This window comes from Streptomyces sp. NPDC003042 (genome assembly GCF_053591315.1).
The window spans coordinates 47,560-69,562 of record NZ_JBSFTP010000034.1 but is presented as its reverse complement, the minus strand read 5'-3'; the positions used below and the strand labels follow the sequence as shown (position 1 = coordinate 69,562).

The following is a 22,003-nucleotide window of genomic DNA, read 5'->3' as shown; positions in this document are numbered from 1 at the left end:
CCGTACGCGCCACCCCAGCCGGCCTCGACGACCGTACCGGCGCCGACGGCGCGGATCGAGGTGCCGAGGGAGGCGTGGAAGTCGATGCCCGTGTGCGACGCGAAGCGGGGGAATCAGGTGCGGGGTGTGGTGGTGCCGATCTCGACTGAGACTCTGCCGAGTTCGCGGACGACGTCATTGAGGGGGCTGTACGAGTCGTTCACCACCTGCGCACGCCACCATGCTGTCGCGAAGGGCCGAAGACGGTTCGACGAGGAGTTGACCGTGCTCATCGTGCTCGCTCTCGGCTTGCTGCTTGCTGCTTGCTGCTTGCTCCGACATCCTGCGGGCGCGGCGTCAACCCGGTCCGTGAGCGCTGGCCGTCTCTGGCCGCCGCCGACCGCCCGGCCTGTCGGCTCACGCCCCCAAGGCCCTTACCGACTGCCCATCGGAGACACCCCGCAAAGAACCGCAGCCCAGGGGCGGCACCGGCGCATTGCCGCACCCAGTGCGCTCCGCTGCTTCTCGCCATTCCTCATCGGCGCACCGCCGAACGTCGCCGGGGCCGTTTCCACAGGTGAGAGACACCCAACGGCTAGGCCTCTCCGACCCCGGCGCGCAGCGGTGGCGGCAGAGCCAGCCCTGATCCCCGTGTCCGCCGAGGTCAACGGATCAGACCCTGGCGTGATCGCCAGCCGTGAGGCATGAGTCCGGTGGCTTGATGGCGCCCTGGCCCGGCTCGGCGTCGTGATGATCCATCAGTTTCTGTCAGAGCCCGCTGCTACACAAATTCCTGAGGAATGGGCCGCGCCCGCGGCCCGCCGACGGGAGGGGACCCCATGTCGAAGGTGCCGGACGGCTTCCACCGGGTACGCGCACACAACCGTCGCAATCCCAAGCCAAGGAGCGCGAAGCGGATGAGCGGCTGGATGATCGCCGGCCTGCTGGCCGGTGCCTGGCTGTGGGGACAGGTATTCGGCTTCGGCGAGACCACCGCCACGACACCGCCGCCCGCGGATCCGCAGCCGGCCGTCTCCGCCCCGGCCGTCCGCTGATGGGGCGCAAACGGCAGCGTCTGCGGCTGCGGGGCCCGCGCGGCGCGGCCGAACTCCTCTCCGCCGCCGCTGTGGCGGTGGCCGTCCTTGTCCTGACCGTCAGGATGGCTGCCGCGACCGCCAACGCTCTGAAAGATGCCTGGCCTGTCGTACTGGCTCTCGCACTGCTGGCCGCGGCTATCGCCGCGTGGCGGACCGCCCAGGCTGCGGGTGGGCGGCGTCGTGATGCCGGGCGACTGGCCCTCCTGCGGATCACCCTGGCCGAGTTCGACGGCATGGACGACCGGCAGTTCGAGTACGCCCTGAGGGATCTGCTGGTTCGTGACGGCTGGCCGGCCCGCCGTGTGGGCGGCGGTGGCGATCAGGTCGCCGACGTCATCGGCGACCATCCCCAGCGCGGCCGGATCGTCGTACAAGCCAAGCACACGCGCGTCGGCGGGAAGGTTGGATCGTCGGTGATGTACGCGGTGAAAGGGACGGCCGGGCCGGCCCATGGAGCCAATCACGCGGTCGTCATCACCAACGGCACCATCACGCGCGACGCAATGGCCTGGGGGGACCGGCACGGTGTCCACTGGGTCGACCGGGAGAAGCTTCGGCGCTGGGCAGAGGCCGGCACCGCGCTGCACGAACTCCTCGGGCTGTCTGGGCGCTCAGGCGGCCGGGGCCGGTTCAAGCGCGCGGCATGACGGTGCTCATCGAGTCAGTTCCGCTACGAACCCGCCTCAGCGGAAGTTCGGCAAGCAGCCAAGACCATGCAGTGTGCGCTTCGTCACAGGCTCGAACGGGGATGGAGACACGACGTGGTGCCGGAACGCGACACCACCTGAGTCGTCGGTCACTCCGCAAAGGGACACGACCAGCGGGGGACACGATCTCTGCGGGAACAAACCTGCTGACCGACCTGCGCATGTCCCCGAGCGCGTTCGGCGTGATCATGGGCATCGGCGGGGCCGGCAGCCGGGCCGGGGCGGTCCTCGCCCCACGCATCGCCTCCCGTATCGGCATCGGACCGACGATCATCACCGGCTTCGCTGTCAGCCCGCTGGCCCAAATCCCCCTCCTGCTCGCCGGACCCGGCCTCACCTGGCAGATCGCCCTCGCATCGACGCTGGCCGCACAGTTGTTCTGGGCAACGGCCTCCGGAACGAGCCAGAGATCCCTCAGACAGACCCTGTGCGAGCCACGCTTCCAGGGCCGCATGCAGGCCGCGAGCACCACCGTCACCGCCGGAGCCCGACCCGTCGCCGCCGCGGTCGCCGGCGCCCTGATCCTCCTCCTCGGCGTACGCGGCACTCTCGCCGTCGGCGCGGTCCTCCAGATCGTCCCCGTGGTCCTCCTGCTCCTCTCCCCCGTCCGCGCGCTGCGGGACATGCCCTCCCCACTCGCGCGCACCGTCGTGCCGCCCGCCCGTGAAGGAGCATCGTGACGACGGCCATGAACGCCGACTACTGGGAAGCGCGGTGGTCCGGGGGCCGCCGGTACCGGCACCCCCACGGCACCGAAGCACGCCTGATGGACGAACACCTCGGCGCCGGCCGCGGGCGCCCGGCCCTCGACATCGGCTGCGGCGACGGCTCCCTGGCCCGCCACCTCCACCACGAGCTCGGATACCGCACCACCGGCATCGACATCTCGCCCAGCGCCGTCACACTCGCCGCCTCCCATGACGCGGGGCCCGGCTCGGGGCCGGCATGGCGGTGCGCCGATATCACCACCGGTGACCTCACGACCCTGCCGGATCCCGCGTACGCGGTCATCACCTGCCGTCTGGTCTACCGGTGGATGGACGACAAGAAGGCCTTCCTCAGCCGCGTCCGCCACCTCCTCGCACCCGGAGGGATCTTCTGGGTGGTCACCGAGATCGCGGGCCGCCGCGAGGCCACCGACCCCCTCCAGAGCCTCGGCATCAGCCCCGCCGAGACCGAGATCCTCATCTCCGGCTGGTCCGCCGTCCGGACCGCTGACCTCGACGTGCTCCGCTGCTTCGCCCTACGCCCCTGACCCCGCCCCGCTTCCTGAAGGAGGATTTGTTGACCACCGAGAAGGACACCGTCGCAATCTGGAACACCTACGGGACACACCAAATGGCCCGCGGGATCGAGCTGCCCGAACTGGAGCAGTGGAACTGGGGAATCGAGGGCACAGGGCCCGGAATCGAGGTCCTCGGCGAGGTATCAGGGCTGCGGGTCCTCGACCTCGGCAGCGGTCTCGGCCGGCACGCCGCCCGACTGGCCGCCGCGGGCGCCGACGTCACCGCCGTGGACGCCTCCCCCGCACAGCACGAGCGCGCCCTCGCCCGCTACCCGGACACTCCGGGCCTGCACCTCCTGTGCGCGGATGCCGTGACCCACCTGCGGGGCGCTGATCCGTACGACCTGATCTACTCCGTCTGCTCGGTTCCGTACCTGGACCCGGACCGGCTCCTGCCCGCCCTCGCGAACGCTCTTCGGCCCGGCGGGCGCCTGCTCTTCTCCGCGCTGCACACGAACTCCGCCGGGGTCGGCCCCGCTACCAAGGCGGCTGCGCGGCCCGAGATCCTGCGGCTGCCCGGCACCACCGAAGACCACCCCGTGAACATGTGGACGCTGACTCCGCAGCTGTGGGAGGACCTCCTCGGCGAGCGCGGCCTCATCATGGAGTCGGTCACCCCGATCGACTCCCCGCAGCCGGACAACGCGGTCTCCTACCGGCTGTACTCGGCCCACCGCCCCAAGCGGGTACCGAGCCGCCCACGCGGCAGCGCTCCTCCCGCACCGACCGCCGCGCTGGGAGTCGGCGTGATCGTCCACGGCCCACAAGGGCTCCTGCTCGGGCTGCACCGCCGCGGAGCTTTCGAGCTCGCCGGCGGAACCGTCGAACCCGGTGAGACCTTCGCCGAGGCCGCGGTCCGCGAGCTCCACGAGGAGGCCGGGATCGTGGCCGAGCCCGATGCCGTGCAGGTGCTGGGCACGCTCCTGGACCGGGTGGGCGACGTCGTCAGGGTCACGGTCCCCGTCCTCGTCACCCGCTGGTCCGGCACCCCCCACCAGCGTGAGGAAGCCCTCGGATCCTGGAAGTTCTGGCCCGCCGACGCACTGCCCCAGCCGCTCTTCGTGCCGAGCGCCCAGTGCCTGACGGCCTGGGACCCCACCCTCCCACTCGACCACGCGCCCGCCCACTTCCAGCCCTACGGCCGGCCCGGTCAGCCCTAGCCCGACCCCGCCACCTGGGGCCCGCGTGAGCCTGGCGCCTTCAGGACCTGCACACCGACCGCAATACCGCCCTCACCACCTTGGGAGTGCCATGCCCTCGTACACGTTCCACTCCAGGCCTCCGGGCATCCCCTGCGCTCCGCCGGGCAGGCGGGTCGCCCACCCAGGAGCCTTGGGCCTCCAGCCGGTGCAGCACAACCAGAAACAGGAGTCGGCATGATCGACGGCTGGACCACGGTCTCATCGACCGTCAAGTACACGGGCGTCCGGGTGGTGGTGCGCCGGGACTCGGTCCGGCGCACCGACCAGAGCCTGGGAACGTACGAGTACATCGAAGGCCGGCACCCTCGCGGCGATCTTGCTGACCGCGCAGCGCACCACCACCCGGTCCGGCTCGCCCGCCGCGGCCACCGAGGAGGGCCCGGTGCCGAGCCCGTGACCGGCAGCCACCCCGTCCGCGTACACCGACCGACCGCTCTGTCTGGAGACACCCGTGACGCAACCGAGTAAGCCCTCCCTCCTCGGAGTCTTCGCCCACCCCGACGACGAGGTGCTCCTATCTGGTGGCGTTCTCGCGCAGCACGCCGCCGCCGGCGCGGCGACTGCCGTGGTCACCGCGACCTGGGCCGCCGACACCCACCGGGCAGCCGAACTCGCCGACGCCCTCGCGATCCTGGGAGCCGGGAAACCCAGGATGCTCGGCTACGCCGACGCCCGCGTTCCCCAATCCGCGCCCGGCCGACCCCGCCTGTGCGACGCACCCCTCGATGAGGTGGTCGGGCTGCTCGTCGGCCACATCCGTGAGCTGCGGCCGGACATCGTGATCACCCACGACCAGTACGGCCAGCTGACCGGACACCCCGACCACCTGCACACCCACCGCGTCACCCAGCTCGCCGTTCACGCCGCCGGTCTCCCCCACCTCTACCCCGAAGCAGGCGAACCCTGGACGCCGGGCGCCCTGTACCTGGCGACGCACCCGCAGTCGGGCGTCGGCGACCTCGGCCCGCTTCTCGCGCGCGTCGGCAAGACGGTCCGGAGCGCCCCCGACGACCAGGTCAGCGCGAGCGTCGACGTGGGGCCCGTGGCGGCGACGAAGTGGGAGGCCATCCTCGCGCACCGGAGCCAAGTCGAAGGCCAGCGTGCCCTGCCCGCCCTTCTGTCCGGCGTCCCGGACGACGTCAGGCACCGGATCCTGGCCACCGAGTGGTACACCCGCCTGGACACCAGTCCCCGGGTCGGCCCCGTGCAGAGCGGCCTCACACCGCAACCGCCGTACCCGGCCGTGTGGGACACGATCAGCATGCTCAGCGAACTGTTCACCGGCCTGGACACCGAGCGCGGGATGACCCCGGAGCAGCAGTGGACGCTGCAGGTCCTCAAGGTCGCCGAAGAGGTCGGCGAAGCTGCGCAGGCCGTGGTCGGCGCCTGGGGGACGAACCCGCGAAAGGGGCAGGGTTCCTGGCTGCATGTCCAGGAGGAGGTCGCGGACACCGCGATCACCAGCATGGTCACGCTGTACCGGATGCTCGGCACCCAGGCACCCGGGTTCCTGTCCGAGGTGCTCGCCCAGAAGTCCGCAAGGTTCAAGGAGCTGTGATGCGGCAATTCATGCGGCCAGAGCGGCTATGGGGTGACGCAGACGGCCCAGCCGAGGACTGGATCAAGCCGCACGTCTGTGGCTCCCGCAGGACGATCAACAGGTCATGGCGTACTTCGGACGGTTACGGAGGTCGTCTCCCGCTTCGGGGACGTGGTCGCACCGATCGCGGACGCGGACCTGCATATGACAGTCCAGTCCGTACGCCAGCTCAACGCCGAAGGACTCCGGGTGGGCGCAGAGCAGCTGATGGCCACCGGTTCGCTCCCGGCCCGTGATCAGCACCTCGCCAACCTGGAACGCTGAACGAAGGAGAAGCTGTCTGGGCGCGAAGACCTCGAAGAGCGGCGGATTCTGCACGGATACGCAATCTGGCACCACCTGCGCCGACTGCGGCAGCGGGTGCGGACAACAGCTGACGGTCGACCAGGACCAGAACGTCCGCACGCACATCAATGCCGCCGTCCAGTTCCTCGATGAGCTGGCCGGTCGCGGCATGCTGCTGAGCGCGTGCACCCAAGAGAAGTGGACGACTTCATGGCCCACCGTGCCACCTATCCCTCGCGGACGGCGCACTTCGTGCGCTGGGCCGTTGCTCACCGCCACGCCCACGATCTCACCGCTCCCGCCACCCGGTGGGCGGGCCCGAGCGGCCCGCACGATGAGGACCGGCGGTGGGAGGTCGCAGGTCGGCTCCTGCATGTTGACGCCGCGCCGACTGCTGACCGGGTCGCGGGCCTGCTCCTGCTGCTCTACGCCCAGCACATCAACGCCATTCGCCACCTCACCGTTGACCACATTCAGCGCGACGGCGACAAGCCGAAGATTCTGCTCGGGGACCGCCCGATCGTGCTGCCCGCGCCGCTCGATGCCCTGATGGAAGAGCTGATCGCAAGCCGGCGCGGCCACACGCGCGTGGATGAGCCAGGCACCTGGCTCTTCCCCGGGCAGGTTCCCGGGAAGCCGCTCAGCAGTGACCAGCTGGTCCTCCGGATGCGGGCATCGGGCGTCAATCCGCGCCAGGACCGGGGTACCGCCCTGTTCACGCTGGCCGCTCAGGTTCCGGCGGCGATCCTGGCGCGCATGCTGGGCATCCACCGTGCGGTAGCCGTGCAGTGGCAGCAGGCCAGCGGCGGGGACTGGGCAGCGTACGCGGCCGACGTCGCCGCCCGGCCGGTTCGCTCACGCCCGGCGGACTGAGCGGCGATCCTCAGCCGCCGCCGAGCGGGATCGTCGCAACGTGGTCCCACGTGATCGTCTTGGCCTGTGCGTCCTCGGTGACGTCCACGAGGTGAACGGCGTCCACCCGCATCGGGGCGTGTCCCGGGCGTACTCCGTTACGGAGCTTCCTCTGGACCTGGTCGGAGTCGCATTCCTCGCCCGCGTGTCCGAGCGTGAGGTGTGGGACCTTGGTGTGGTAGCCCGTCGCGTTGGGCACGCGCACCGTCTGGATCGCGGCGCGGACGGTGGTGTGGAGGTCGTTGAGGGGCTCGGCGGGATGGACGTCGGCGATCACTCCGGTCGCGTGCGACTCAACCGATCCGATCACGATGTCGAACGGCTCGACGTCCCCGAGGCGCTTGCCCACCTCCGCTACGAGGGCGTCGCGTTCGGCCGGAGTGTTCTCTGCTCCCACGCGGTCGGTGATCTGGTCGACCAGGGGGATGTGAAGCCAGCGGCCTTCCACGCAGGTGATCGAAAACTCCCGCGAGACCGCCCGTCCTCGTGTAGGACTACAATCGGAATGTCCCGTTCCGTTGTGGTGATCTGGGCTTCATCCGACGTCTCATTCGAGGGACACGACACTTCTGCCTCATGACCTTTCCCTCTCACGCAGTCCTCCACACTCGTTAAAGCCGCCTGAACGTGCAGATCAGGAGACTGCCGTTCTGCGGTGAAACGACGTCCTAAGCGAGTTTGTCGTTTTCCGACTCCGTCTCCTGCTTCAAATCGTCCAGGAGTTTCTGGAGGTCGTCCTTGACATCGCTGGGCTTGGTGACGACCCCAGCGGAGGTGCCTGCCAGTGCGGCGGCGTGAGCAGGAACGGCGGCGGAGAGGGCACCGAGGCCCGCGACGAGGCAGACAGCTGCGGCAGCGAGTTGCTTGTTCATGCCCGACTAACGATCTCGCTGATGATCTGTCAGACCAAGAAAGTACACCGGGAATCTCCAGCTGATTCCCTGGACTCTCACTCAGCCGCAGCCCTCATTCCAGCCCGTTTAGATCCCCCCGGTCCTCCAGGTTTCGTCGCGCCCGCCAGCTCTCCGACGCCGTCGGGCAGGCAACGACGCGGGACCCCATATGTCATGAACGGCTCAGACACAGGTACTCAGCTTGCTCTTTATGGTCTGAGTCGATTTCGTTCGGTGATGCTCTCGGGTCGTTTCACGGTCTTGCCCACGTCGTAGCGGGTGGCAGGCCGCCGGTTCTTCGAGCCAAGTGGTCTTCCGGGGCCGGGAGTGGAGGGTTTCGGCGCACGGGCCGGACAGTGCAGGTGAGGGCGGAGGTTCCGAAACCCCCGGCGGACTCGGGCCGGGGTGAGCCGGCCGGGCTCGGCGGGCTTCTCCCACGGCCGCCGCAAGTCGGCGGCGGGCCCGCGCAGAAGGCGGATCTGGGTGTGGCCGGCGATGATCAGCCAGGTCCAGCGCTCCCCGGCCTCGGGGGTCCGCAGCTTCGGACGGGTCCACCCGAGGGTCTGCTTCATCAGCCGGAAGGTGTGCTCCAGGTCGAAGCGCCTCAGGAATGCCTGCCAGCGCACGTCGACGTCCTCGCAGTTCAGGCCGGCGGCGGACGACCACAGCCAGAGCGGCAACGGGTCTCCTCCGCCGGGCAGCCGGTCGACCTGGAGGCGGATCAGTGTGCCCTCGATGATGGGGAGTTCGCCGGTGTGCTCGATCCAGGCGGAGCGGGTGGTCAGGCGCGGGTGGATACGGTCCCAGGCCATCGCGCGGGTGGTGCCGTATCGGTCGGTGACCTGCGTCGTGGCCGCGTCCGACTCACCCCAGGTGTCCGGCTTGGTGAAGCGGAACTCCTTGCCGTGCTTCGGCGGTCGCCCGCCCTGGGGATAGGCCAGGGCGTACTCCCTGAGCCAGGGCGTCGGCCGTCGCATGACGCGGTCGGAACGCATCCGTCCCAGCACCTCGACCGGGAGGCCGGTAAGGAGGTGGGCCATGCGTGGAGCGTCGTAGCCGGCGTCGAAGACGATGAGGATATCGCGGTCGCCGGCGTGCCAGCGGCCCATCTCGATCAGGTCGGTGACCACCCGGCGGAGCTGGGGGGCGGTAGCCTCGGCGACGTCGTCCTCGGGTCCGAGGCGGACGGCATCCAGGAGCTGGCACCAGGACGTCCGGCCCGATTCGAGGGCGGCGACGAACGAGTACGGCCAGCCGGGGATGAACTGGTCCGAGGAGCGTCCGCTGCGGCCGTAGACGTGGCAGAACAGGCGATCCGCGCTGGTCGGCGCGTCAGGGCGGAGCCAGTTGCTGACATCGACCGCCAGGACCAGGCGCCCGTCGGCGGCCCGCGGCATCGGCAGACCGGCCAGCACCTGCCGCAACCGGGGTACGTCCACGTTTCCGTGGTTCAACGCCTCGTACATCGCACCGTGCCCACGCCGGTGCTCGGCCACCAGCGTCAGATCCACCGGCGACGTCACCGGGCCGTCCGCGCACAGCAATGCGTCCACGAGCTCGAACAGCTCGTCCCCGCGCACGGTCAGGCAGTCGAATAGGTCCTCCCGGAAGCGTGACGCTTGCGCGAACGCTTCCCCGGGACCCCCCGGCGTCAGGCAGCAGACTCACCTTCACGGCCTTCGTCTTGATCGGTGCACCTTGGTCGGAGCACATGATCAGACGAAGGCCGCCCCAGCATCCCGCGAATGCCCAGCTGGGCTATCCAGTTCGATACGCCGTTCGAAGTCAGTCAGGCAGCGCCACGGTGAGATCCACCTCGACGAGCTGTCCCGGAAAGCCCAGCTGGGCGACGCCCAAGAGCGTGCTGGCGGTGGTGAACGCCGGACCCAGGGCAGACTCGGTGAGCCGACGCCATGCGGCTCCGAGAATGTCCCTCTCATCGCTCCGCACGTAGATCACTGACCGCACCACATGTTCAGGCTGGGCACTCACCGCTGCCAGGGCAGCGAGCGCGTTCGCGACAACCTGGTCGACCTGCGTCTCGAGGGAACCGGAACCGACGAGGTCACCATTCCGATCAAGCGGGCACTGCCCCGCCAGATAGGCGGTACGGCCTGCCTCCACCACGGTGATGTGGTGGTAGCCGGGTGTCTCATGCAGCTGCTCGGGGTTGATGCGGGTGATCTTCTCAGTCATGTCAGCGAGTCTGACCAGCGTGGTGCCAGCACGCACCGCATTTTCTCCACCGGCAAGCATTCCGCAGTGACGTGAGGTTAAAGAACAAGCTCAGGTGGGCGAAGCCGTGTTCGACGGGGGCGCGTCCGGCGGCGAGGACCCGGTTGGCTTCCTTCCGGCCGGTGGTGAGATTGCGGGCGCGGGTGGCCTTGTATCCGGTGACGACCACAGGATCGTCCGCGTCGTCGTCCAGGCCGAGGAAGCCGAGGTCCGCCAACGCCCCGAGATCGGCTTCGCGCAGGTGGGACAGGATGTGGTCGCGGCGGGCGGCGGTGATGTCGTGGGTGCGGCCGGGGCGGGCCGCGGAGATCCAGATCAGGCGGCCGTTGTCGTCGGTCAGGGCGAGGAAGTGAAGGCCGTGGCGGTGGTGCTTGCCGGAGTAGTTCGGCCGGTTCGCTTGGCCGGTGCGGCGCTGGGTGAAGATGAGGATGCCGTCGATCAGGACGACCTCGCCGCCGCGCCCCGCGATCTTCTTCAGGGTGCGGTCCAGGCGCGGGGCCTTCGCGGCGAGCAGACCGATGACCTCGTCCCGCCAGCGGCGGATGGTGGTGGCGGGGATGTCGTTGCCGCCGGCCATGTCGGCCAGGCGCTGGTCGTGCCGCAGAACGGCCAGGACGATCACCGCGATCTTCCCGGTCGGTAGGGCCCGCCAGCGCGACCGTATCGCCTTGAGATGGCGTCGCAGCAGGTCAGCGAGGTAGTTGAGGGTACGCGTCGACAGCGGCAGGCGGCACTGGTAAACAAGGGAGACGGTGTCCTCGGCGTACTCTTAGGTGCTCTTCACACAATTCCAACGGCCGCCGGAGGCACCTCGGTTACGCCCCCGCCGCACCGCTGCCGGAAGTTACAGGCGGGTGGTGAACCGGCCGTCGGGCAGTTTCCGCAGACAGCCGCGGGGCCCACCAGCTCGCTCAGTTTTCCACGCAGTGGCTCCAGCTTGCCCCGCACCGGTGCCCAGCCCCAGCTCCTCGCCGACCTGCCGGGTCGTGACGGGCCCGGCGGCCTGCCGTACGACGGAGAGGATGCGCTGGTACTCCGGCGGAAGCGCGGTCTCCTCCACGCCCGACGCACGGTGCGGGACCATGCGCACGGTCTGGCCGCCCACCGATGCCGTCACCGGCGCAGCCGCCGCACGCTCCTCGACTATCTGCTCGCTCATCCGCTGCAGAACCCGTTCGGCGACGGCGAGTTCGTCCCGCTCGGCCCGCACCTCCGCCAACTGCTTGACCAGCTGTCCTTCGAGTCCGTCCAGTTCCGCGCGGCGCGCGGCGATTCGCTCCGACACCTCGGGGTCCACCATGCACCGGATCGTGGAAGGCGCATCGACGGCGAGGGGCAGAAACCGCCGAACCGCCTGACAGACGATCTACACGGCAGACAGCCGCCCACCGCGCTGTCCTGGTACGGGATGGAGGTCTACTGAGCCGCTCGGCTCCTCAAACCGCTCCGAAGGAACCCAGGTCACGCTTCCCGTGGCCTGGGCTCCTCGCGCTTCACGCGCGACCTGGTGCGGGCCGGTTGAGCAGCAGGTCGGCGGCGCGGGCGAGAACCTCGGCCCGGGTGCGCTCGCCGTGGTCGGCGGCGAGGAAGTTTTCACCGATTGCCACGCAGAAGGCGAGCAGGCTGCGGGCCTCGACCTCATCTGCGTCGGAGCAGAAGGTGCCGATCATCCGGCGCAGCAGCGCCATGCGCCCGTTGTCGACCCTTCGCAAGCGCTCGGCGACCGCCTCATCGCGCCGGGCCCAGTCGCGGATCGCCAGATCGATGGGCAGCAGACGGTCGTTGGAGAAGGTGAGTTCGCCCGCACGCTGGATCTTGGTTTTGGGGTCGCCGCCCTCGTGCTCGACCGCGTCGAGCACCTCATCGATACTCTCCCGCTCCCAGGCGTCCAGCATCGCCTCGAGCAGCGCGCCGCGGTCGGCGAAATACCCGTAGAAACCGCCCTTCGTCACGCCGATCCGCTTCGCCAGCGTCTCGATGCGGACGGCATCCGGGCCGCCGTCGGCCAGGGCCTGCAGCCCTTCCTCGACCCACCTGCCACGCGGCGTGCGAAGAGCGCCCACGACGTGTCCCACCTCACTTCTCCAGAAATATACGGTGCCGTATAAGTGTACTAGGTTGGCTTATACGCACCCGTATATGTCTCACGACAGGGAAGGCGGTAGTGGCAATGAGGCTCCCAGAAGCAGCCCACACCGATCAGCCGTGGCGGATCCACGAGCTCACCCGGGACTTCCGGCTGGAGGATGTGTGGGCCTACCGCACGCCTGGCGCCGGACCCGATGACTTCTCCACGATGCTCGCCGCGATGGAGGCGGCCGACGGACCCGCGAGCCAGTCCCCATTGGTCCGGTTCCTCTTCACGGTGCGCTGGAAGCTCGGCGCCCTCTTTGGCCTGGACAAGCGCGAAGGGGGTATCGCGGCGCGGGTTCCGTCGCTGCGCGACCGCCTGCCGCGTGACCTCCGCGAGGTCCCGAGTGGCTCTGAATACGGCCCGTTCACCCCGGTGTACGGGCTCGACAACGAGTGCGCCCGCGAACTGGCGAACAAAACCGTTCACACGATCATGCACCTCGGATGGGTGCCGACCGCGAGCGGCGAGCACGAGCTGCGCATGGCGGTCCTCGTGAAGCCCAACGGCCTGATCGGCCGGCTGTACATGGCCGCCGTCGCGCCGTTCCGGTATCTCATCGTCTACCCGGCACTGACCCGGCAATGGGAACGCGCGTGGCAGGAGCGCGGTGGCCCAGATCAGGAAGGCGGCAGCCCGGAAACCATCGAAAGTGCCGTGGGGAAGGACAATGTCCCGGCGTCGGTACTCACCCTCAGTTCCTTGCCCGACGCCGACTATGTCGACATGTTCACCCTCACCGCGGACGTTGGGGCGAGCCCGGAGGAGTGGGCCCGGGCGATGTTCGGCGACGTGCCCAGCCTCCCGGGACGAGTGATCTGGCGTGGCCTGCTCGGTCTGCGGCTCGGCCGGGGGCGATCGCCGGACACCGTGGCCGGCTGGCGGCTCGCCGAACGTGGCGAAGACTGGGTCAGGCTCGAGGCGGCTTCGTGGTTTCTCAGCGGCAACCTCGTCGTCCGGGTAGCCGATGGGCGGGTTTCCTTGGCCACGGTCCTGCGCTATGACCGGCTCCTCGGCCGGATCATCTGGACACCGTCTTCCGCCGTCCACCGCCGGCTGACACCCGGCCTGCTCCGCGATGCGGCGGCAAAGATCCGGGCACGCCGGTCCCGAACCGGATCGCCCTTGTAGGCAGGGCAATCCGCCCCTGCGGCCGATGTTGAAGCCCTCCCTCCGCCCCGTTGGCAAGGCGCCAACGGGGCGGCCGGGCACGTGATGTGACTCAGGTGCCGTCGATCAAGCGGATCGCGAGCTCGGGGCCGAACTGGCCCGCCCGGACCGTGGGAGCGATGCCGCATCCGCCGTCGGAGTTGCCGGGTGTCTTCACCCACGGCAGCATCTCCGCGCCGGCACTCGTCGCCGAGCAGGACCAGGAACACAGCGAGCCGGACGAAGGAAATGGCGCGCGATGACCACCCTGGGGCGGACCGTGCTGTCCGCGCTCCAGGACCCCCCGCCGCGCAGCTGCGGGAGCTGGAGACGGACGGATGCGCCGACCGGGAGCAGATCCTGGCCCGGGGCGCGGCCGACCTGGCGCTGAAGGCGACCGCGCACCGTTCGGATTCATCGACCTCTTCAATGGTGGCACCCAGGGCCAGGACGCGGCACGGGAGCAGTCCTGAGCCACACGGGTAAGAAACGTGTCACCAGCCGCAAAGTAGGCCGGGGACCGGAATGCCGTCAGTGTTGAGGCGTCCGGCGGTGGGTGGGCGTCGTTGAGTTACTCGCGGACCTGAGCGTTCACTGTGGGATACGCGGCACCGCTGTCCGCTCCAAGGCCCGCGAGCAGGCGCAGCCCGTCCTCGGCGGGGCTGCCGGGGGCCGCGGACAGCACCAGCAGCTCCATGCCCGATTCATCCGGTAGTGCGAAGTTCTCCTGGTGCAGTTCCAGCAGTCCTACCAGAGGGTGCCGATACGCCTTGCGCCCATGCGTGCGGGCGCGCACGTCCGCGCGGGCCCAGAGGCGACGGAAGCGCTCGCTGCCCATCGCCAGCTCGCCGATGAGCGAGGCCAGGCGGGGGTCCTCTGGAAATTTCCCGGCGGCCAGGCGCAGGTGCCCGACCACGTCGAGGGTGCATTTCTCCCAGTCCGCGTAAAGGCCTCGCTCAGCCTCCTCAAGGAAGATGTGCCGGGCGGTGTTCAGGCCGGGCGTCGGCCGGCCGAAGAGGAGCCCGGCGAGGCGGTTCCCGGCGATCACATCCAAGCGGTGGTCCATGATCAGCGCGGGTGCGTCGGCGACCAGGTCGAGGACGCGCAGCAGCTCCGGCCGGACCCGCCCGCCCGGCGCCTTCCCGCGGCGGCGGCGCTGCCGGGCGAGCCGGTCAAGGTGCTCGCGCTCGGTCTCGTCGAGGCCGAGGACACGGGCGAGTGCGTCGAGGACCTGCTCGGAGGGCTGGGTCGCGCGGCCCTGTTCCAGGCGTACGTAGTAGTCGACGCTGACTCCGGACAGGTGCGCGACCTCTTCGCGGCGCAGCCCTTCGACCCGGCGGCGGTTGTCGGTGGGGATGCCGACGGCCGCCGGGTCGACGCGGGAACGCCGGGTCCGCAGGAAGCCCGCAAGATCGTCCATGCCCCCAGTATCGCCTGGGTGGTGCCCGTGAAGGTGGCCCTGCCAATACCAGGAAGTCCCGTCCGACGGAAGAGGCGCCCCTGAATACCGGGCGCCGCGACGCCCAGAATCGAAGGCACCCGATCCGAAGGAGTTCCCATGAAGACGCTGATCGTCTACGCCCACCCGGAGCCGAAGTCGCTCAACAGCTCGCTGAAGGACCTCGCGGTGTCCACATTGGAGAACGCCGGGCACGAGGTACGGGTGAGCGATCTGTACGCGATGAACTGGAAGGCGGTCGTGGACGCCTCGGACTACGGCCCCGACGCCTCAAGTCCGCTGAAGGTCGCCCTGGACTCGGGCCGGGCCTTCGACGCCGGGACACTCACCCCGGACATCCTCGCCGAGCAGGAGAAGCTGCTGTGGGCCGACACGATCATCTTCCAGTTCCCGCTGTGGTGGTACACGATGCCCGCGATCCTCAAGGGCTGGGTGGACCGGGTGTTCACCTACCACTTCGCGTACGGCGTCGGCGAGCACAGCGACACCAGGTACGGCGAGCGCTTCGGCGAAGGCACCCTCGCGGGCAGGAAGGCTCTGCTGTCGGTGACCGCCGGCGGCCCGGAGTCGCATTACGCCGCTCGCGGGATCAACGGCCCCATCGACGATCTGCTGTTCCCGATCCACCACGGCATCCTCTACTACCCGGGCATCGAGGTGCTGCCGCCGTTCGTGCTGTACGGCGCCGACCGGATGACCGACGAGGACTACCCGGACGTCGCCAGGGCCTGGGAACAGCGCCTGCTCACCCTGGAGTCGACCGAGCCGATCGCGTTCCGGCGGCAGAACTTCGGTGACTACGAGATCCGCTCGCTGCACCTGAGGGAGGGACTGGAGCCCGCGGGCCGCACGGGTTTCGGGCTGCACGTGCGCTGCTAGGGCCTGTGTGATGTCGTGATCATTCGGTGGTCTTCAGTAGGTCGTCGATCCAGATCATTGCGGCGCGGAGGTGGAGGCCGGCGAGGTAGCTGTCCGGGGTCCTGTCGTATCGGGTGGCGATGCCACGCCAGGCCTTCAACTTGTCGATCAGGCGTTCGACCGTGTTCCGCTCCTTGTAAAGGTCGGCGTCGTGGCTGACGGGTCGGCCGCCCCGTGCGAGGCTTGCCTCGGGCGGAGTTTACGTCTGCGTCGGATGCGCCGACGCTCGGTCTGTCCGTTCTGTTCCTCCGGTCCGCCCTTTTTTGGCGGGCCGTTTCCTGCTCCCGCGCGGCCTCTTCCAGGGCCTCCATGAGGTGCTCGCTGACGCGCATTCCCGCCGCGTCATGGTGGGCGCGGACCGTGGTGGAATCCACGCTGACCAGCGACAAGTCGGTCCTTCCCACGCGGGCCCCCTCGGCGATCAGGCCTTCCAGCAGGGCGGTGAAAACACCGGCGTCCCGCCAGACCCGGAAGCGTCCGTAGACGGTGGCCCAGGGCCCGAACTCGGCAGGCATCTCCCGCCACTGGGCACTGGACCGGAACCGCCACATCACACCCTCGAACCGCTCCCGCAGCCGCTCCGGGTACGGGCCGTACCTACCGATCGGCAGATACGGCTCGACGAACTTCCACTGGGCATTGGTGAGTTGCCTGCGTGTCACGACCACAGTCGTACCGGATTCCACCTCGCGAAGAGGACAGAACCCAGAAACTGATCACGACATCACACAGGCCCTAGTAGTAGCCCTTCGTGCCGTCGAGTAGCTCCCGGACGATGTCCGCGTGCCCCGCGTGTCGCCCCGTCTCCTCGACGAGGTGGATCAGCATCCAGCGGAGGTTGGCGCTGCCGTCGCGGAAGTCGGGGTGGCGGCCGGCGTCGTCCAGGTCGGCCGCGGCAACGATCTCGTTGCTGCGGGCGCACTGGGCCTCGTACTCCGCGAGGAGCTCTGCGAGGGGGCGGCCGTCGGTGTGCCAGTCGGCGTGCTTGCTTGACCCGTCGAATGCGGGGTTCTGCTTCTTGTCGCCGCCGAGGAACAGCACTTCCAGCCATATGTGCTCGGTCCAGCGCATGTGGGAGATGAGACCGGCCATCGTCATGGCCGGTGAGATCGGGATGACCGGGCGGCGCGCGTCCTCGTCGCTCAGCCCTTTGCATTTCCAGCGCAGGATCTGCCGCTGCAGGTCCAGCCAGCCGATGAGCGCGGTGCGTTCGTCCGCTTGGAGCGGGGGGCGTTCCACTTCCGATGACATGCCGGCGCACGCTACCAGGGCAGTCGGGAGGGGGCACCTGGATGACGGGCTCTTCCGCGATTTACGATCCTGGTCACGGTTGGGGACATCGGGGTGTTACTGGTGATCTTCGCATGATGCCGCGGGGCCGGCCCTCCTCTTCGCAATTCAAGGCGTCGACCCAGCGACATCACGCATCAAACCTCAGTAACCGGCACCCCGCACAAGCCCTGTCTCTACATCAGCCCTCGAAGGACTTCCGGAGCCGACCACTAAGCCTGACCACGATCGGTCACGAATCACCCGGGGCACGGCACCTTCGCCCGGTGGACGGGGGTCGCGTAGGAGCGATCGAGATCTCCGGTCAAGGCCCCGAACACGAGTGGTGGGCCCGCCTTTCGGCTGAGCCCACCACGTGGTTTCTAGTCTTGCTTGCGCTGCTCGAACTCCTCCAGCAGTTGGAAGAGCTTCTCTACCGCACGAGCATCGTCGTCCGGGTTCAGTTGGTGCCAGTCGCGTCCGGCCCAGTCGTCAACTCCGGATTCCCGGAGTACTAGGTACGGCCAGAATAGAGTGGCTCCCACTGTGCCCGTTGTGCGAGCAATCCACTTACTGAAGCCGCCAAGGAATGATCCCGTCAGCCCTGTATCATATCCCACCAGGAATGCAATGTAGTCCGAGAACGAGCCGTTTAGCCCATACATTCTAGGTCGCATTGCAAGGTTTTTGATCACCAGATCCACGGCGTTCACCTTTAGTCGTCGGGGGTGAAGGTGTAGCCATCCGATTCTGGCTTATAGGTTAGCGTCCCGTAGGTACGCACATACAAATCGCGCCAATCTTCCCACTGCGCCATGTACTCGTCCATACTCTCACCGTGCCGCCCCGTCCAGGCATCAAAAACCCGGTCGTCCCTGACCACAACAAAATGCTCGTCCCACGTAACGTCCCTGCCTCGGTACCTCCACATCTGATTTCCCATCCCTGGCCTGAGGGAGATACGCATTACCCGGCCACCACCGAGCACGTCCATAATGTGGACTGCGCAGCCCTCACATCCGCCCTTGTCCGATCGGAGGTCATCGGGCTCCCTCGCCCGCCACGAGTCACCGAGATCAAGGTCGCAGTCGGCATTATGGACGAGAACCGGGGTCGCCCCGGCAAGCACGTGGTACGTGTGGAGATCGGCCACCGTCAGGTTGTACGTTCGCGCATGCTGAGCCCATGTGCGATTGGCTGTGACCCGGACCTTTTCACCACGGCTGGTCAGAAGTTCGTCGCCCGGCCAGAACTCGCGCGCTTCGAGCCACCTTTTGACAGTCGGATTCCAGAACGGGTGCTCGAACGTCGCGGTGAGCTTCTGCGGCCCTTGACCAGTCTCGACAGTCAGCTCATTGAAGTACTTATCGTCTTCGGTGACGATATGCCGGGTCACCTTCTTCGCGGCCGAATAGCCACGCACAGGGTCCGTGGCGCGAACCTTGTCTCCGACCTTGATCTCCTCGATCTTGCGGCTGGTCCCGTCGTCCATCAGGACTCTGGTGCCCGCCGGGAAACACTTGCACCCCTTCAGGGTCCTGGCAAGAAGCGCCCACCCGGCGCGCAGCGCCCGGATTTTGGAGTTCATGACGACGTCTTGGGTGAGCTCGGCGCACGACCAGAGGCCATCGAGACCCTGGCCATTGAAGCAGGCGTAGAAGTTACTGAGTCCTAGGAGCTCGTTACCGATGAAGCGGATGTCGTCGTCGTAGGGCTCGAGCGCTTCGCCGAATTCCGTCGCGAGCATGCATACGGGCTTCTTGACGCACCAGTATGCATATTGCTTGTCGGTCATGCAGTCGGTGCCGGCGAATCCGCACCTGTACTGGCGCCGCGCTTGCTCACCAGGGTCGTTGCGCCGTCGTTCTTCAGCCTCCCAGTACTTTTGGGTGTAGGCGTCGTAGGCTTCCTTCGAGGCCTGGAGCGCGGCGCCGAAGTCCTTGCCGGCGGCGAGGGCGGAGTCCTTGGCGCGGGCAGCTGCTGCCCAGGCCAGCGATGCAGAAGTGCGGGCGGACTGCGCCGATATCTCTGCGTCGGCCGCCGACCTACCGGCCTCGTCCGCGGCCTTGTTGGCACGGGCGGCGGCGTCACGGGCGACCTTCGCGGACTGCGCTGCCCGGTTGGCGGCTTCCCTGGCCTTTTCCGCGGATGCTGCCGCCTGGTCGGCGAAGGTCTTCGCGTCGGCAGCCGACTTGGCAGCCTGCTGGGCGTAGACCTCCGCTTCCTCCGACTTGTCGCGGGCCAGTGCCGCGACCTTGCCGGCTTCGGCCGCGTCCTGGTGGGCGGTCGCGGCGATCTCAGCCGATTCCGCAAGCAGGGCCAGGACGCGCTCTTGGTGGTTTGCTGCCAGCAGGTCCTTGCGCTGGGCACGGTACTGGCCGTTCTGGATGAACTGGTGAACCTCTGCATCGGAGCTGTGCACGGCGATGCGCGCGGCGGCCTTCAGCTCCGGACCGCCGACGGAGGCGAGCTCCGCGGCACGCACCCGTTCGTCTTCGCTCCGCGCCGTGTGCTGCCCGGTCTCGATGAACTGGCGGTGCTGCGCGGGGTCGCCGGACCTGAGCGCCTTGCGTCCCGCTTCTTCCAAGATCGGGCCGGCTCCGTCGATGATCTGCGCGATGTGCACGCCGAACTCGTCCGCACCCACCTGGTACTGGCCGGTGGTGAGGAAGGCGGTGACGGCCTGCGCGTTGCCCTTGAGGGCCTGCTCCGCGGCTCCACGAATGCTTGCGGCTCCGGCATCCTCGGCCATGCGCACGACGAGCGCGCGCTCGTCCTGCTGGGTAGCCTCGAGCCATCCGGTGCGGGCGTAGGCGTTGATGTCGGCGTCCGAGCCGGCGAGCGCGACCTGGGCGGAGATCTCACTCCACCCGCCCTGGGTCTGCGCGGTCTTCAGGGCCACCGTGCGCGCCTTGGCTGCGATGGCCTTGACGTCGGCTCCGGGCTGGGACGCTTCGACGGAGAGGGCCTTCGCCTGGGCCGTCAGGTCCTTGGTCTGCTGTGCGGCCTGGGCCTTGTCCTTGCGGCGCTGCTCCTCTTCCGCCCGCAGGTCACTGGCGCGCTCGAGGCCGGCGTTGGTCCGGCCGAGGAGGCGTTCGGCCTCGATCTCGCGGGCGAGCTTGTAGACGCGGTTCGCCTGCTCGACCGCGTCGCTGGCGTCCTTCGCTGCCGTGGCGGCCGCCTCGGCGTGTGCGGTGGACTTCGCTGCGGCGGTGGCGGCCTCGCCAGCGTGCTCGGCGGCCTCGTCGGCAGCCTTCGCTGCCTTCTCCGCATGGTTGGCCGCGGACTCGGCGGCAAGCCGGGAGTCGCGGGCAGCGGCTGCGGCCTTCCTCGCGAGACCAGCTGCCATGTTTGCGGCGCGCTGGGCTTCGTTGGCGTAGCGGCGGGCGCTGTTGGCGGCTGCACGAGCCTGGGCGGAGCTGGCTCCGGCGGCGTCGGAGGCGTCTCCGGCGTCGGTGGCCGCCCCTGCGGCTGCCAGCGAGTTCAGTGCGGCGCCCACTGCGGCCAGTGCGGCATCGGCGGCACCGTTGGCGGAGGCCTCGGCCTGGGCCGAGGCCTCGGCGATACCCCGTACGGCCTTGACGATGTCGCGGGCGTCCTGGGCTGCCTCGCGGGCCTTCTTGGCTCCGAACTCGTTGGTCGCGGCGTCTGCCGCCGCGTTGTTCGCGCGGGTGGCGGCCTTCGCTGCGGCGGCTGCGGCACTGGCTGCCTGGGCTGCCGCGTTGGACGCGACGCGAGCGGCGTTGGTGGCAGCACGAGCCGCGGAAATGGCCTGCTGGGAGGCGGCGGCTGCCTGACGGGCGTACTCGGCAGCCCGCGAGGCGGCCGCGCCGGCCTTCACCGCGTCGTCCTTGGCGTCCCTGGTCTCTTGCGCGGCGGTCAGTGCTGCTTCCTTGGCCCGCTCTGCCGCCTTGACGGCGCGGTCCGATTCGGCCTTGGCCTCGATGAACTCTTCCTTCGCCTGCCGGCCCGCTTCACGGACCTGCTGGGCGAGCTGAGCGATCGTGGCGTGCTCTTCGTCCGCGGCGCGCGCAGTGTGCTGTTCGACCTCCAGGAAGTCCTGGATCTCTTCGGCGGAGCCGCGCAGGGCGATACGGCCGGCCGTCCGGACGTTCTCGCCGCCCACACTCAGGATCTGGGCAACCTGGACACGCTGGTCTTCCTCGCGCCAGGTGTGACGGCCCTCTCGGAGGAAGGCTTCGACTTCGTGCTGGGAGCCCTGGAGCGCGGCCCGGCCCTTCGCCTGTTCCATCGGGCCCGCGGTATCGATGATCTGGGCGACCTTGAGCCGCTGGTCCTCGTCGAAGGGGGCCTTCCACCCCTCGGCCAAGAACGCCTTCGCGTCGGCAGGCGTACCCGTGTACGCCTTGTGCGCGGCTTCCTGGAGGTTGGGGCCGCCGACGCTGCCCATCTGAGAGGAGGCGACGCGGTCGTCTTCGACCGCGATCCCGGCGGCCTGTTCGAGGAACCGCCTGACGTCGTCGTCGCCGCCGGTCAGGGCCACCTCTGCGGCTGCCTTGATGCCCGGGCCGCCGTCCTTCCACAGCTGCACCACGCGTCCCCGGTCAGTGGGCGGAATGACGTAGCCGGCCGTCGGAGCCGGATCCGGGACCGACGAGGCCTCCGTGGCGTTCGCCGGCGTCGCCAGGAGGCCGGACACCAGTGCGAGGGGCAGCACGGTGCTCACAAGCACCCGTATCGCGCTATGGACGAGGCCTGGTGGCCTGGTACGCAGCAGTCTTCGTTTGGATGTCATCTCAACTCATCGTGGAGCGGTCTGGTGGGTGGGTTCCTTGGCCAAGGAGGCGACGGATGTGTCGATCACCAGCCCGTCGGCTCCCTCATCCGGGACCTGGGCCGCCGGTTGACCGGACTGACGACT

The 22,003-nt window shown here is 68.8% G+C and carries 19 protein-coding genes and 3 pseudogenes; 9 read left to right on the top strand and 13 right to left on the bottom strand.

All coding sequences use genetic code 11. The features are described 5' to 3' along the window. Positions 1–98: pseudogene (locus ACWDYJ_RS18705) on the bottom strand (peptidoglycan DD-metalloendopeptidase family protein); the annotation flags it as partial. 720 nt (positions 99–818) lie between these two features. Between ACWDYJ_RS18705 and ACWDYJ_RS18700 the strand changes: the two are divergent. The 7 genes and pseudogenes from ACWDYJ_RS18700 (at position 819) to ACWDYJ_RS18670 (ending at position 7,028) form a co-directional block, all read left to right on the top strand. Beyond that, on the top strand, positions 819–1,034 hold the full coding sequence (locus tag ACWDYJ_RS18700) for a hypothetical protein (RefSeq protein WP_451566652.1): 216 nt from the start codon (positions 819–821) through the stop codon (positions 1,032–1,034). Then, a complete protein-coding gene (locus ACWDYJ_RS18695; RefSeq protein WP_451566651.1) occupies positions 1,034–1,723 on the top strand; it encodes a restriction endonuclease in 690 nt (229 codons plus the stop codon). The genes ACWDYJ_RS18700 and ACWDYJ_RS18695 overlap by 1 nt, the downstream gene beginning before the upstream one ends. 221 nt (positions 1,724–1,944) lie before the next feature. Beyond that, positions 1,945–2,463: an MFS transporter gene (locus ACWDYJ_RS18690; RefSeq protein ID WP_451566650.1), complete on the top strand. Its 519-nt coding sequence runs from the start codon at positions 1,945–1,947 to the stop codon at positions 2,461–2,463. Beyond that, on the top strand, positions 2,460–3,038 hold the full coding sequence (locus ACWDYJ_RS18685; RefSeq protein ID WP_451566649.1) for a class I SAM-dependent methyltransferase: 579 nt from the start codon (positions 2,460–2,462) through the stop codon (positions 3,036–3,038). The genes ACWDYJ_RS18690 and ACWDYJ_RS18685 overlap by 4 nt, the downstream gene beginning before the upstream one ends. A 29-nt stretch (positions 3,039–3,067) precedes the next feature. Next, on the top strand, positions 3,068–4,228 hold the full coding sequence (locus ACWDYJ_RS18680; RefSeq protein WP_451566648.1) for a bifunctional class I SAM-dependent methyltransferase/NUDIX hydrolase: 1,161 nt from the start codon (positions 3,068–3,070) through the stop codon (positions 4,226–4,228). A 493-nt stretch (positions 4,229–4,721) separates the two neighbouring features. Then, positions 4,722–5,471, top strand: a pseudogene (locus ACWDYJ_RS18675) (PIG-L deacetylase family protein); the annotation flags it as partial. Positions 5,472–6,353: 882 nt separating this feature from the next. Next, positions 6,354–7,028 (top strand): hypothetical protein, encoded by a 675-nt coding sequence (locus tag ACWDYJ_RS18670; protein WP_451566647.1) that lies wholly within the window; start codon positions 6,354–6,356, stop codon positions 7,026–7,028. A gap of 10 nt (positions 7,029–7,038) precedes the next feature. Here the strand turns inward: ACWDYJ_RS18670 and ACWDYJ_RS18665 are convergent, their stop codons facing one another. The 7 genes from ACWDYJ_RS18665 to ACWDYJ_RS18635 all read right to left on the bottom strand — a co-directional run bounded on the left by ACWDYJ_RS18665 (position 7,039) and on the right by ACWDYJ_RS18635 (position 12,258). Then, positions 7,039–7,515, bottom strand: a complete 477-nt coding sequence (locus ACWDYJ_RS18665) for a 2'-5' RNA ligase family protein (RefSeq protein ID WP_451566646.1) — start codon at positions 7,513–7,515, stop codon at positions 7,039–7,041. Between the two features lie 220 nt (positions 7,516–7,735). Beyond that, positions 7,736–7,939: a hypothetical protein gene (locus ACWDYJ_RS18660; protein WP_451566645.1), complete on the bottom strand. Its 204-nt coding sequence runs from the start codon at positions 7,937–7,939 to the stop codon at positions 7,736–7,738. A gap of 230 nt (positions 7,940–8,169) precedes the next feature. Then, the gene (locus ACWDYJ_RS18655; protein WP_451566658.1) at positions 8,170–9,615 is read right to left on the bottom strand and encodes an NF041680 family putative transposase; all 1,446 of its coding nucleotides are present in this window, start codon (positions 9,613–9,615) and stop codon (positions 8,170–8,172) included. Between the two features lie 130 nt (positions 9,616–9,745). Next, positions 9,746–10,156 (bottom strand): RidA family protein, encoded by a 411-nt coding sequence (locus ACWDYJ_RS18650; protein WP_266673776.1) that lies wholly within the window; start codon positions 10,154–10,156, stop codon positions 9,746–9,748. A 1-nt stretch (position 10,157) separates the two neighbouring features. Then, positions 10,158–10,817: a transposase family protein gene (locus ACWDYJ_RS18645; protein WP_451566644.1), complete on the bottom strand. Its 660-nt coding sequence runs from the start codon at positions 10,815–10,817 to the stop codon at positions 10,158–10,160. A gap of 222 nt (positions 10,818–11,039) precedes the next feature. Next, the gene (locus ACWDYJ_RS18640; RefSeq protein WP_451566643.1) at positions 11,040–11,495 is read right to left on the bottom strand and encodes a hypothetical protein; all 456 of its coding nucleotides are present in this window, start codon (positions 11,493–11,495) and stop codon (positions 11,040–11,042) included. Between the two features lie 193 nt (positions 11,496–11,688). Further along, complete coding sequence (locus tag ACWDYJ_RS18635) at positions 11,689–12,258, bottom strand: TetR/AcrR family transcriptional regulator (protein WP_451566642.1); 570 nt, start codon at positions 12,256–12,258, stop codon at positions 11,689–11,691. Positions 12,259–12,365: 107 nt separating this feature from the next. Between ACWDYJ_RS18635 and ACWDYJ_RS18630 the strand changes: the two genes are divergently transcribed. After that, positions 12,366–13,457: a DUF2867 domain-containing protein gene (locus tag ACWDYJ_RS18630; protein WP_451566641.1), complete on the top strand. Its 1,092-nt coding sequence runs from the start codon at positions 12,366–12,368 to the stop codon at positions 13,455–13,457. Between the two features lie 589 nt (positions 13,458–14,046). Here the strand turns inward: ACWDYJ_RS18630 and ACWDYJ_RS18625 are convergent. Further along, positions 14,047–14,895 carry a helix-turn-helix transcriptional regulator gene (locus ACWDYJ_RS18625; RefSeq protein WP_451566640.1) on the bottom strand — a complete coding sequence of 283 codons (849 nt, stop codon included), beginning with the start codon at positions 14,893–14,895 and terminating at the stop codon, positions 14,047–14,049. Between the two features lie 138 nt (positions 14,896–15,033). On the opposite strand from ACWDYJ_RS18625, the gene ACWDYJ_RS18620 reads away from it, so the two are divergent. Further along, the gene (locus ACWDYJ_RS18620) at positions 15,034–15,813 is read left to right on the top strand and encodes an NAD(P)H-dependent oxidoreductase (RefSeq protein WP_451566639.1); all 780 of its coding nucleotides are present in this window, start codon (positions 15,034–15,036) and stop codon (positions 15,811–15,813) included. 19 nt (positions 15,814–15,832) lie between these two features. On the opposite strand, the pseudogene ACWDYJ_RS18615 reads toward ACWDYJ_RS18620, so the two are convergent. The 4 genes and pseudogenes from ACWDYJ_RS18615 to ACWDYJ_RS18600 form a co-directional block, all read right to left on the bottom strand. Then, positions 15,833–16,514: pseudogene (locus ACWDYJ_RS18615) on the bottom strand (transposase). 73 nt (positions 16,515–16,587) lie between these two features. Then, a complete protein-coding gene (locus ACWDYJ_RS18610) occupies positions 16,588–17,103 on the bottom strand; it encodes a DinB family protein (RefSeq protein ID WP_451566638.1) in 516 nt (171 codons plus the stop codon). 401 nt (positions 17,104–17,504) lie between these two features. Beyond that, positions 17,505–17,825, bottom strand: coding sequence for a hypothetical protein (locus tag ACWDYJ_RS18605; protein WP_451566637.1), 321 nt, complete (start codon positions 17,823–17,825; stop codon positions 17,505–17,507). An 11-nt stretch (positions 17,826–17,836) separates the two neighbouring features. Beyond that, entirely contained in the window at positions 17,837–21,808 is a 3,972-nt protein-coding gene (locus ACWDYJ_RS18600) for a polymorphic toxin-type HINT domain-containing protein (protein WP_451566636.1), read from the bottom strand. Between the last annotated feature and the right edge of the window lie 195 nt (positions 21,809–22,003).

What these genes read in the sequence shown, in the direction of transcription:
- ACWDYJ_RS18625 (WP_451566640.1), bottom strand. Translation starts at nt 14,895, where the DNA reads ATGGACGATCTTGCGGGCTTCCTGCGGACCCGGCGTTCCCGCGTCGAC.
- ACWDYJ_RS18700 (WP_451566652.1), top strand. Translation starts at nt 819, where the DNA reads ATGTCGAAGGTGCCGGACGGCTTCCACCGGGTACGCGCACACAACCGT.
- ACWDYJ_RS18650 (WP_266673776.1), bottom strand. Translation starts at nt 10,156, where the DNA reads ATGACTGAGAAGATCACCCGCATCAACCCCGAGCAGCTGCATGAGACA.
- ACWDYJ_RS18660 (WP_451566645.1), bottom strand. Translation starts at nt 7,939, where the DNA reads ATGAACAAGCAACTCGCTGCCGCAGCTGTCTGCCTCGTCGCGGGCCTC.
- ACWDYJ_RS18610 (WP_451566638.1), bottom strand. Translation starts at nt 17,103, where the DNA reads ATGTCATCGGAAGTGGAACGCCCCCCGCTCCAAGCGGACGAACGCACC.
- ACWDYJ_RS18695 (WP_451566651.1), top strand. Translation starts at nt 1,034, where the DNA reads ATGGGGCGCAAACGGCAGCGTCTGCGGCTGCGGGGCCCGCGCGGCGCG.
- ACWDYJ_RS18690 (WP_451566650.1), top strand. Translation starts at nt 1,945, where the DNA reads ATGTCCCCGAGCGCGTTCGGCGTGATCATGGGCATCGGCGGGGCCGGC.
- ACWDYJ_RS18640 (WP_451566643.1), bottom strand. Translation starts at nt 11,495, where the DNA reads ATGGTGGACCCCGAGGTGTCGGAGCGAATCGCCGCGCGCCGCGCGGAA.
- ACWDYJ_RS18620 (WP_451566639.1), top strand. Translation starts at nt 15,034, where the DNA reads ATGAAGACGCTGATCGTCTACGCCCACCCGGAGCCGAAGTCGCTCAAC.
- ACWDYJ_RS18630 (WP_451566641.1), top strand. Translation starts at nt 12,366, where the DNA reads ATGAGGCTCCCAGAAGCAGCCCACACCGATCAGCCGTGGCGGATCCAC.